The organism is Chitinophaga sp. (genome assembly GCF_017745275.1).
Taxonomy (GTDB): Bacteria; Bacteroidota; Bacteroidia; order Chitinophagales; family Chitinophagaceae; genus Chitinophaga.
In genome coordinates, this window is record NZ_JAGHZS010000006.1 from 213,399 (window position 1) to 225,943 (window position 12,545).

The following is a 12,545-nucleotide window of genomic DNA, read 5'->3' on the forward strand; positions in this document are numbered from 1 at the left end:
ATACAGAATGAGTGAATTTTGAACTGATAACTACAGACAATGGCAGTAACGCCAGGGCAGGGAAAATTACCACTGCCCACGGGGAAATTGAAACGCCCATCTTTATGCCGGTTGGTACCGTGGGCAGCGTAAAAGCTGTTACACAGGAGCAATTGAAGGAGGCGGTGCAGGCACAGATTATCCTGGGCAATACCTATCACTTATATTTAAGACCCGGCCTCGAAGTATTATCCGCGGCGGGTGGATTACATAAATTCAATGGCTGGGATCGCCCTATCTTAACAGATAGCGGCGGATACCAGGTATTTTCCCTGGCAGCCAACCGCAAGATTAAAGAAGAAGGAGTTGTTTTCCAGTCACATATAGATGGCTCCCGTCACCTTTTTACACCAGAAAATGTGATGGATATTCAGCGTACTATCGGCGCTGATATTATCATGGCGTTTGATGAGTGTCCGCCTTATCCGTCTGATTACCGCTATGCGCGCAAATCGATGGACCTTACCCACCGCTGGCTGGACCGCTGTATTCAACGTTTGGCCGATACACAGCCTGCCTACGGTCACGAACAAACGTTGTTCCCGATTGTACAAGGTAGTACCTACAAGGATCTTCGTAAAGCTTCCGCTGAATTCATTGCCTCCCGCAACTGCGCCGGCAACGCTATTGGTGGCCTCAGTGTAGGAGAGCCCGAACAAGATATGTATGAAATGTGCGGACTGGTATGCGAAGTGCTGCCTGCCGATAAACCCCGCTACCTGATGGGCGTAGGTACTCCATGGAATATCCTTGAAAACATTGCGCTGGGCGTAGATATGTTCGACTGCGTAATGCCAACCCGTAATGGTCGCAATGGTATGTTGTTCACCTGGAATGGGGTGATGAACATCCGTAATAAGAAATGGGCCACCGACTTTGAGCCAATAGATAAGAATAGTCCCTGCTTCGCTACCAGTCAATATTCCAGGGCTTACCTGCGTCATTTGTTTGTAGCCGGGGAAATATTAGGCATGACATTGGCCAGTATCCACAACCTGGCATTTTACCTGGAGCTGGTACAGGAAGCCCGTAAACAAATACTGGCAGGTACTTTTTCTACCTGGAAAACCAGCATGGTAAATCAGTTGAAAACACGCCTGTAAAAGTTCGGACTATAAAATAAACTAATATCTTTGGGGCCATGATGACTAAAATTGACTGGTACATTTTACGCAAGCTCATAGGTACTTTCATTTACTCCCTGATGATATTCCTATTGATTTCTGTGGTGATAGACACCACGGAAAAGGTGGATGATTTCATGAAGAATCATCTGTCGCTGCATGAAATTATAGTAGATTATTACTTTGGTTTTATTCCGCACATCCTGGCTTTACTATTTCCGTTATTTATCTTCTTATCAGTCATATTCTTTACTTCCAAGATGGCGTATCGCTCAGAGATCATCGCCATCCTGGCAGCGGGCGTGAGCTTCCGCCGTTTTCTCCGTCCTTACTGGATGGGGGCTTTCCTGTTTGGAGGTATACTTTGGTTTGCCAACTATTGGGTGGTACCCAATGCAAACCGCATCCGTACCGGGTTTGAGAACAAATACCTTCATAGTCATGACGATGAAAAATCGCAATATAACCGGACTACCCGCATAGATAGCTTTACCTACGTGACTTTCGGTACTTATGACCCCAATTATCAGAGCGGGAGCAATTTTACCTTGTCTATTGTAGATAAGCAGAACATGTCTTTCAAAATGAAGGCGGACCGTATCAGTTGGGATTCTACCCAAAAGAAATGGCGGCTGGATTATGTGAGTATGCGTACCATGGACGGGTTGAAAGAGCATTGGAGCAGCAAGCAGGACACGATGCTGAAGCTGGCGCTGGTACCGAAAGACCTGGTAGATGAAAAGAATTTGCAGGAAGCCATGACTACGCCTGCACTGAGAAGATATATACAGCGGGAAAGTATCCGTGGTGCGGAGGGGCTCAACACTTATTGGGTAGAATATTATCGTAGAACAGCAGCAGCTTTTGCGGTGGTGGTGCTGACGTTGATTGGAGGTATTATTGCTGCCAAAAAAGTAAGAGGTGGTAGCGGTTTACACCTGGCACTGGGCATTGTGATCAGCGCCAGCTATATTATATTCCTGCAGTTTGCAACCGTATTTTCCGTGAAGGCCGACCTGAATCCTTTGCTGGCCGTATGGATACCCAATTTCATATTCGGGGGACTGGCATTTTATTTATATCGCCGGGCGCCGAAATGAGGTAACATTAAGAAATTGCGAAAGCGGTATCCGGTCATGGATACCGCTTTTTTTATGTTTGCCGGGTAAAATAATTTGCTGCGGGGAACTCATTTTTCGAAGATTTTTCTTTCAAAATTTTCAATTCATTCTGAAAAATTTACATTTCTTTAACGTCTATATAAATAGTAATTATTTATATTGTTTAGTGAGATGAAAATAACTTAATTATAGTGCGCTACTGCGATCTGGTGACCGTACTTTTTCACCCGCGGATCGTTGTTAATTTGGCATTAAATACCATGAAATGGTGGTAACTTCGTTAACAAATCATTACTTTTGACTATTGATCGATTTTGTTTTCATTAATATACAATAGCAGTAAAATGGGGTACATAAAAGAGAAATTCAAGGTTAAAGCAGATGAACTTAACATTGAAGTAAAAGACCTGGTAAAGAATCACGGCACCAAAAAAATTGAAGATGTTACATTGGCGCAGGTTTATCAGGGTATGCGCGGTATTACCGGCCTGGTAACCGAAACGTCTCTGTTGGACGCCAATGAAGGGATTCGTTTTCGTGGATATTCTATTCCTGAATTGAGGGATCATTTACCTAAAGTGCCAGGTGGTGCAGAACCGCTGCCGGAAGGTTTATTTTACCTGATGCTGATTGGTGAATTGCCAACAGAAGCAGATGTACAATACCTGTCCAGCATGTGGGGCCGTCGTTCTCATGTACCCAACCACGTATTTGATGCTATTGAAGCGTTGCCTATTACCGCTCACCCGATGACCATGTTCAATGTGGGTATTATGGCACTGCAAACCGAATCTTCTTTTGCCCACGCATACGCAGAAGGCATGAATAAGAAAGATTACTGGAGCTATACTTATGAGGACACCATGAACCTCATTGCCCGCCTGCCACGTATTGCAGCGTATGTATATCGCCGTAAATATAAAGGTGGACAGCATATCCAGCCTAATGGCATGCTGGACTGGGCAGGTAACTTCGCACACATGCTGGGTTATTCTGACGAAGGATTCAAAGAACTGATGCGTCTTTATATGGTGATTCACGCTGACCACGAAGGTGGTAACGTGAGTGCACACACTACTCACCTGGTAGGTTCTGCACTGAGCGATGCCTACTTATCTTTCGCCGCTGGTATGAATGGTTTGGCAGGTCCGTTGCACGGTCTGGCTAACCAGGAAGTAATTAAGTGGATCCTGCAGATGCGCGAAGAACTGGGTGGTGGTACACCAACCAAAGAACAAATCGAAGCATATGTACGCAAAACATTGTCTGAAGGTAAAGTAGTACCGGGTTACGGTCACGCCGTACTGCGTAAAACAGATCCCCGCTTTACCGCACAGATGGAGTTTGCTAAAAAACATCTCCCGAACGATGAACTGGTGAAAATTGTATGGATGGTATATGAAACTGTGCCGCCAATTCTGCAGGACCTGGGCAAAGTGAAAAACCCGTGGCCTAACGTAGACGCACACTCCGGTGCATTACTGGTACACTACGGTCTTGTTGAATATGAATTCTATACTGTATTGTTTGGTGTTTCCCGTGCACTGGGTGTACTGGCTTCCCTCTGCTGGGACAGAGCATTAGGACTTTCCCTGGAAAGACCAAAATCTGTTACCACCGAGTGGATGAAACAGTTCGTGGAAGGTAAAGTGGATGCTATAGCCGAATAGTTATAATTGTTTTTTACTAAAAAAGGCAAGTGGTGAATTTTTACCATTTGCCTTTTTTATTTTTGTCTTTCATAAAAAATAAAATAGCCATCTCTACTTTTACTGCCATATTATCCAATCCGATAGAATACCTGAAGGGCGTAGGTCCACAGAAAGGTGAATTGCTACGCAAAGAAATCAAGATCTACACCTTCGGTGACCTGCTGCAATATTTTCCTTTCCGTTATGTAGATCGTACCCGGATAGATAAAATTGCCTCCCTTAGCGGGTATGAAGATTTTGTACAAATCCGTGGCAAAATCATCAATATGGTAGTGATGGGAGAAAACAGGTCGAAAAGACTGGTAGCCACTTTCAAAGATGAAACCGGCACGATTGACCTGGTATGGTTTCAGGGCTGGCAGTGGATGCAGAAATCATTGCGCGAAAATGTAGGTTACCTGGTATTTGGCCGTATCTCTGTGTTTAATGGGGTCACCCAGTTGGCACATCCGGAACTGGATTTACTTACAGAAGAAATTGCCACCGGCAAACAATTCCTGGAACCGGTATATTATACTACCGAAAAACTAAAAGCCCGCGGACTAACGGCCAAGGCTATAGGAAAATTAACCAAAAACTTACTGGAGCAATTATCTCCCCTGGAAATCAGGGAAAATATTCCGTTGGAAGTATTACAGCAGTATCGCCTCATGCCCCGGTCTATGGCATATTTCAAGATACACCAACCGGCAAATGAAGATGATGCCAAACTGGCCCAGCGCCGCCTGAAATTTGAGGAACTGTTTATTGCACAGATACGCATATGCCGGTTAAAACTGAAAAGACATAAGCAGTCGCATGGTTATGTGTTCGGCGCCGTAGGCGAATCTTTTAATGAATTCTATAATCACCATCTCCCATTCTCTTTAACAGGTGCACAAAAAAGGGTGCTGAAAGAAATCAGGACGGATACTGTACACGGACGTCAGATGAACCGCCTATTGCAGGGAGATGTAGGGAGTGGTAAAACCATGGTAGCGCTGCTATCCATGTTGCTGGCCAAAGACAATGGTTTTCAGGCTTGTTTGATGGCACCAACGGAAATCCTCTCGCAGCAGCACTATAAGGGCATCGCTGAATTGGTGGAAAAAATGGATGTGAAAGTAGCGCTGCTCACCGGCAGCATTAAAGGAAAGGCCCGGCGTAAAATACTGGAAGAAGCACTGGACGGTTCTATTGATATACTGGTAGGTACTCATGCACTCCTGGAAAAAGAAGTACAGTTCAAAAACCTGGGCATGGCCATCGTGGATGAACAGCATCGTTTTGGTGTGGCACAACGGGCACGGCTATGGGAAAAAAACAATATACCTCCGCATATATTGGTTATGACGGCAACGCCTATACCAAGAACGCTGGCAATGACTATCTACGGCGACCTGGATGTATCCGTTATCGATGAAATGCCGCCTGGGCGTAAACCGATTACTACCGTACATCGTACGGAATACCAGCGTCCGCAGGTAATGGATTTTATTAAGGAAGAAGTGAGAAAAGGACGGCAGGCCTACATCGTGTATCCGTTGATTGAAGATTCGGAAAAGCTGGATTATGAAAACCTGATGAAAGGGTATGAGGAAGTGAAGGCATTCTTCCCTGAACCGCAGTTCTATATCAGTATGGTACATGGCCGGCAGCCGGCAGAACAGCGGCAAACCAATATGCAACGTTTCGTTTCCGGCGATACTCATATCATGGTGGCTACCACCGTTATTGAAGTAGGGGTGAATGTGCCCAATGCTTCCGTGATGGTGATAGAAAGTACAGAGCGCTTTGGCCTGTCGCAACTGCACCAGTTACGCGGCAGGGTAGGCCGCGGGGCCGAGCAGTCGTTTTGTATCCTCATGACTGGCAATAAGCTCAGTCAGGATTCCAAAGAGCGTATTAACGTAATGGTACAAACCAATGATGGTTTTATTATTTCTGAGAAGGACATGGAACTCAGAGGTCCCGGCGATATTGAAGGTACCCGGCAAAGCGGGGTGCTGGACTTTAAGCTGGCCGATATTGTTGCAGATAAACCCATCCTGGACGCCGCCCGTGCCAGCGCAGAAAAGATACTGGAAGAAGACACCGATTTATTGTTGCCTGAAAATCAGGCACTAAAAGAATTCCTGGCAGCCCAGCGAAGTAAATCTGTCTGGAGTAAAATTTCCTGAGGATTTTAACGTTTATTAATTGATGAGTTGATAAGTAAACAACTTCTGAAGCCGGAGTTTCTCCATGTTTCCCATTTAACCTATTTTTCTTCGCATCAGAAGTTTTGTGTTTCTCCCGACCGTAACAATTTGACAGGCTTCTGCGTTTATAATGGTATATTAGTTATTCAGTATAAAAAATAAATCTAATCCCGTTGAAATTTACCTTCCCGATTGGCCTTATTGCATGGATGATTTGCTTTTTCTTACCAGGACGTGACGCCCAGGCACAGCAGCAATATGCCAATTATACTCCGCTGAATTTTATAGAAAACAAAGGACAGTGGGACAAAGACGTAATCTATAAAACAACGCTGGATGGTGCCTCCGTTTTCCTGCGGAAAACAAGCTTTACTTTCCTCCTGCTAAATAAAGACGATATGTATGCGCTGGAAGAAGCCGCCCACGGACATTCCGGTAATTACCAGCCACATGATAGCCTGGTGCAGAAATCGCGTAAGGGTATCAATGCCAGCGCGCTGCCTACGCATCCTAATCCGCGGGAAGGTGGTCTGCCTTCGCCACCAAGACCGGGCCGCATGCCGGCTGTAAGAGGACATGCCTACAATGTTAACTTCCTGAATACTGCTGCCGGTTTGCAGATTGTACCCGAAAAAGAACAGGAAGGGTATGCCAATTATATCATCGGCAATGATCGCAGCAAATGGGCATCCGATGTGAAATCCTTCCAGGGCGTAAATTATAATGGTCTCTACGCTGGGATAGATGCACATGTGTACTCAGAAGCGTCGCAACTGAAATACGACCTGATCGTACATCCCGGGGCCAACCCCAATGATATTCAGCTGGAATATGAAGGCGCCACCAGTATGGAACTAAAGAAGGGGCAACTTTATGTGCATACTTCTGTAGGAGATGCCATAGAACAATTACCTTATGCTTATCAGTATATCAACAATCAGCGTGTAGCCGTGAAGGTATCTTACAGGCTGACAGGCAATAAAATAGGTTTTAAAGTATCCGGGGAATACAATCCTGCCTATACGCTGGTGATAGATCCGATATATGTTTTTTCCACCGTATCCGGTTCACGCGCAGATAACTGGGGCTTTACCGCCACTTACGACGAGGCCGGTAATTTCTACGGCGGTGGTATTGTATTTAATAATGGTTATCCAACCACCCCCGGCTCCATACAGGATGTTTACCAGGGTGGAGAATTTGATATAGGTATTTCAAAATTCAATCAAAATGGTACCCAGCTCGTGTATGCTACCTATGTGGGTGGAAGCGGCGCCGAGCAGCCACATAGCCTGTTTGTAGATCCGCAGGGTAACCTGGTGATTTCCGGCAGAACAACTTCAGCTAATTATCCCAATACAAAAGTGGTGGGAACCGCCAGAGGTGGATGGGATATTGTGGTGACCAAATTAAATGCGCGTGGTTCTGCACTCATCGGTTCCCTGATCATTGGCGGTAGCTCGGACGATGGCGTAAACATGCGGGTAGACCGCAGGCAGGGAGCTACGGTGTTACTACGTAATTATGGCGACGATGCCCGTAGTGAAGTGGTGATAGACAATGCCGGTTATATCTATGTAGCCAGTTGTACCAACTCCTCCGATTTCCCAGCCACTAAGGGCCAGGTTTTCCAGGATGCATTTGGCGGCGCACAGGATGGTGTGGTGATGAAAATAAACCCAATGTGCGGGGATGTAATATGGGCCAGCTTCCTGGGAGGAAAGAGAGAAGACGCGGCATACGTAATTGCGTTAAATGGCCTCAATAGTCTCTATGTAGCCGGTGGAACTGCCAGCGATGATTTTCCTATGAAGGGAAAAGGATTGTATCCAAAATACCGGGGGGGAGTATGTGATGGCTTTATTGCGCACATTACCAATGATGGTAAAAGCATCACAGAAAGTACTTTCCTGGGATCCGACAATCCCGCTGCAGACCAGGTGTATGGTATTCAACTGGATAAAAACGGGTTTGTATATGTAACCGGTACTACTGAAGGAAACTGGCCTATCAAAATTTCTCCTGGTTATTACAATGATAACAGCTTCCAGTTTATTTGCAAGCTACAACCCGACCTTTCTGATTTCATATATTCCACCACTTTCGGTCGTGGTAAAAACATGATCAATACACCCAATATTTCACCCACTGCATTCCTCGTTGACCGCTGCGAAAACGTGTATGTATCAGGTTGGGGTGGTGGTATCAATATTGATCTACGCTATCCCAACTCAGGTACCGGCGGATTGCGTACCACACCGGATGCCCTGCAACGTACCACGGATGGTAAGGACTTTTATTTCTTTGTATTGAAACGCGATGGTACGCAACAACTGTATGGTAGCTTCTTTGGGGGGAATGGTTTGTATGAACACGTAGATGGTGGTACCAGTCGCTTCGACAGGAACGGTATCATTTACCAGGGAATTTGTGCGTGGTGTAATGTAAGCAATGGTCCGTTTAAGCCTACGTATCCAACTACCCCGGGCGCCTACTCCAGTACACCTCCACCAGGATGTAACTTTGGTGCGCTGAAAATTGCCTTTAACCTCGATGGTATAAAAGCAGGTATAAAAACCCTGGACCGCCGTGTGAATTACTGCGCGCCGGAAACCATCACCTTTGTGGATACCACTTATATTCCCGGTAAAATCTATGAATGGAATTTTGATGACGGCACCACGCAAACAGGAGGACCAGAGCTGGATACCGTGACACATACTTTTACCAAAGTTGGCTATTACAGAGTACGACTGGTAAAGATTGATCCCAACAGTTGTAATGTGTCTGATACCGCATATATCACTGTTAAGCTGGGAAATAATAAAGCAGACTTTAATTTTGATGCTAAAAGACAGGATCCCTGCGACAGCCTGAAGTACCTGTTTACTAATATTTCTACAACACCTGCCAATCAATTTAAAGATAGCTCCTTTATTATGGACTTTGGAGATGGTACACCACCATTCTACACCGGATTGGATACCTTCCCGCTGGTTCACTACTACAAGGCCGCTGGTGTGTATAATGCGTCTCTGACCCTCATAGATACTGCGTTCTGTAACGCTCCACAAACACAAACGAAGGCGTTGCGTGTAGCCATTAACGTGGTAGCCGCATTTACGCTGCCGGATACCGTGTGCGCAGGTACTACATTGAAAATGGTGAATAATACCCTCGGTGGTGAATCTTTTACATGGACATTTGAAGACGACCCAACCGCGACGTCTTCAGATCCTTATCCGATACATACTTTCAAAAGATCCGGCAGATGGAAAGTTTCTTTGCTGGTATTGGATCCAAATACCTGTAACAAGAAGGACAGTATCTCCAAGTATATACTGGTAGCTGATCCACCGGTGGCAGACTTTGAATTTTCACCGGTAAAACCGATAGAGAATACGCCGGTACAGTTTGTGAATACTTCCTCCGCAGACGCGGTACATTTTCTCTGGAACTTCGGAGATGGCGACACGACAACCGCACGTTCGCCATCACATCAATACCTGAGAACCGGTACTTATAATGTATGTTTAACTACGTATAACCGCGAAGGTTGCTCTTCTACCATTTGTAAAGATGTGGCGACTATTGTAGTGCCATTGTTTGATGTACCGAATGCCTTTGCACCTACCGGGAAGAATAATATATTTTATGTGAAAGCTTTTGGCGCCGTTAAATTCAATCTCAAAATATTTAATCGCTGGGGACAATTGGTTTTTGAAAGTTCTGATCCTCAGATTGGTTGGGACGGCCGGTTTAAAGGAAATCTTCAGCCCATGGATGCTTACGCTTATATCGTAAACATGGAGTTTACAGACGGTACAAAAGGCAGCAGATCAGGAAGTGTAACTTTGTTAAGATGATGAGCCATGAATCAGATTGTTAAATTATCAACATGCCTGGCAATATTGTTAATGATTGCAATAGAAGGTTACTCACAGGACCTTCACTTTTCGCAATTCTTCAATTCGCCATTGACAACTAACCCTGCCAATACCGGTTTTATTCCTGATGGAAATTACCGTATTGGTCTTAACTACCGCGATCAGTGGACCAGTATTCCTGTGCCTTATAAAACAATGTCGGTTTATGGCGATTTTCAACTATTCCGTGATCGGCTGGAATATGGTTGGGTAGGTATTGGCGGCGTGTTGCTCCGGGATGTGGCAGGTGCCGGGAATTTAACATCTACCAAAGGATATGCTTCTATTGCTTATCACCAATTGTTGGGACAAAGTAGTTTGTTATCGTTAGGATTTAATGCTGGTTCGGCTGGCAAACGGGTAGACGTGACGAAACTCATTTTCAGTGATCAGTGGAATGGAAAATTCTTTGATTCCCAGATTCCTACCGGTGAGCCTATTACCCAGAGCAGTGTGAACTATTTCGACTTGCAGGCAGGGATGAACTATGCTTATTTTCCCACTGAAAATATTTATGTGAATGCAGGATTTTCTGTACAGCATATCAATACACCGAGGGAAACTTTCTTTGACGGTAATAACGTGATCCCACGGCGCTATATCGGATTCCTGAATGCCAGCATCAAAATGAGTGATAAAGTGATCCTGAACCCCGCTGCGTATTATGCTACTCAGGCGGGCGCCCGGGAACTGATGCTGGGAGCAAATGCTGCCTATAATCTCTCCGGCGATGGTGTACAGCAGTTGTATGGTGGATTATACTACCGGGGCAATGATGCTGCGATCTTCCTGGTAGGCTATCAGTTGAATGGCATTAAGCTGATGTTTAACTACGATATTACTACTTCCGGGTTGTCGGCTGCAAACAATCGCCGGGGAGCCTATGAGCTGGGTATTGTATACTCCGGTTTATATTTCAATCGTACTTTCAGTAACGCCAGGAAATCTACGATCTGCCCTTCTTTTTAATCTGCTGGAAATTACCACCTAACCGGCATTATGATTATTTTTGTTTCATGACAACGTTTAATAAAGTAACTGCCGCTCACGTAGCGGCATTGCGGGAAATAGCCGGAGTGCAATATGTGTTGGTGGACGAGGAAAGTATGAATCGTTATGCCCAGGATGAAACCGAAGATCTGCATTATTTACCGGAAGTGGTAGTCAAACCCGATACCACAGAACAGGTAAGCCGCATTATGCGCTTATGTAACCAGGAATTGTTGCCGGTAACGCCCCGTGGAGGCGGCACCGGGCTTAGTGGCGGCGCTTTACCCCAATTTGGCGGCGTGCTGATTTCTATGGAGCGCTTTAACCGCATTACCCAGATCGACGAAAGAAATTTACAGGTCACTACTGAGCCGGGCGTGATCACCGAAGAACTACAGAATGCTGTGAAGGAAAAAGGATTGTTTTATCCGCCTGATCCCAGCAGCCGGGGTACCTGTTTCATTGGTGGCAACATCGCTGAAAATTCCGGCGGCCCTAAAGCAGTGAAATACGGTGTGGTAAAGGATTATGTACTCAACCTGGAAATGGTGCTGCCCAATGGAGAAGTTATCTGGACGGGTGCTAACGTACTGAAAAACGCAACCGGCTACAATCTTACACAGTTGGTAGTAGGTAGCGAAGGCACGCTGGGTATTGTTACCAAAATAGTGCTGCGACTCATCCCATTACCTAAAAATGATTTGTTGATGCTGGTACCTTTCCGCTCTGCTGAAAGTGCCTGTGCAGCAGTAAGTGCCATTTTCCGCGCCGGGTATACCCCGTCAGCCATGGAGTTTATGGAAAGAGATGCGTTGGAATGGGTGACCCAATATGTACAAAGCGGGGCTGTTAAAATTGAAGACGATATACAGGCACATTTGCTGATAGAAGTAGATGGTAACTATCCCGAAGTGCTGATGCAGGAAATGGAGGGAATCGCTGGAGTGGTAGAAAACTTCGACATCGGAGAAATATTGTTTGCCGAAGACGCCCAGCAGAAAGATGAATTGTGGAAACTGCGTCGTCGCGTAGCAGAGGCGGTAAAGGCCAATTCAGTATATAAAGAAGAAGATACCGTAGTACCCCGCGCCGAATTACCGGTGTTGCTGAAAGGCGTGAAAGACATTGGCCGCAAATATGGTTTCCATTCAGTATGTTATGGCCATGCCGGTGATGGTAATTTGCATGTAAATATCATCAGGGGTACGTTAACAGAAGAGCAGTGGAACGGTACCCTCACGGAAGGAATACGTGAAATTTTTGAGCTGGTGAAACAATTGGGTGGTACCATCTCCGGTGAGCATGGTATTGGTTTGGTGCAGAAAAATTATATGGATATTATTTTTGATCAGACTTCGATGCAGTTGATGAAGCAAATAAAACAGATCTTTGATCCGAAGAATATTTTGAACCGGGGGAAAATCTTTGATTGTTAAACTTTTTTCCCGGTATT

General features: G+C 45.4%; 7 protein-coding genes. All 7 read left to right on the forward strand.

All coding sequences use genetic code 11. The features are described from left to right. Positions 1-11 precede the first annotated feature (11 nt). The 7 genes from tgt to J7623_RS18040 all read left to right on the forward strand — a co-directional run bounded on the left by tgt (position 12) and on the right by J7623_RS18040 (position 12,528). The gene (tgt, locus tag J7623_RS18010; RefSeq protein WP_291922889.1) at positions 12-1,142 is read left to right on the forward strand and encodes a tRNA guanosine(34) transglycosylase Tgt; all 1,131 of its coding nucleotides are present in this window, start codon (positions 12-14) and stop codon (positions 1,140-1,142) included. A 38-nt stretch (positions 1,143-1,180) separates the two neighbouring features. Further along, positions 1,181-2,263 (forward strand): LptF/LptG family permease, encoded by a 1,083-nt coding sequence (locus tag J7623_RS18015; protein WP_291922891.1) that lies wholly within the window; start codon positions 1,181-1,183, stop codon positions 2,261-2,263. Between the two features lie 365 nt (positions 2,264-2,628). Further along, positions 2,629-3,954, forward strand: a complete 1,326-nt coding sequence (locus tag J7623_RS18020; protein WP_291922893.1) for a citrate (Si)-synthase, eukaryotic — start codon at positions 2,629-2,631, stop codon at positions 3,952-3,954. A 62-nt stretch (positions 3,955-4,016) separates the two neighbouring features. After that, on the forward strand, positions 4,017-6,155 hold the full coding sequence (recG, locus tag J7623_RS18025) for an ATP-dependent DNA helicase RecG (RefSeq protein ID WP_291922895.1): 2,139 nt from the start codon (positions 4,017-4,019) through the stop codon (positions 6,153-6,155). Positions 6,156-6,349: 194 nt separating this feature from the next. Next, on the forward strand, positions 6,350-10,042 hold the full coding sequence (locus J7623_RS18030) for a PKD domain-containing protein (RefSeq protein WP_291922897.1): 3,693 nt from the start codon (positions 6,350-6,352) through the stop codon (positions 10,040-10,042). Positions 10,043-10,048: 6 nt separating this feature from the next. Then, entirely contained in the window at positions 10,049-11,071 is a 1,023-nt protein-coding gene (locus J7623_RS18035; protein ID WP_291922899.1) for a PorP/SprF family type IX secretion system membrane protein, read from the forward strand. A 47-nt stretch (positions 11,072-11,118) separates the two neighbouring features. Next, positions 11,119-12,528: an FAD-linked oxidase C-terminal domain-containing protein gene (locus J7623_RS18040; RefSeq protein WP_291922901.1), complete on the forward strand. Its 1,410-nt coding sequence runs from the start codon at positions 11,119-11,121 to the stop codon at positions 12,526-12,528. The last annotated feature ends 17 nt before the right edge of the window (positions 12,529-12,545 follow it).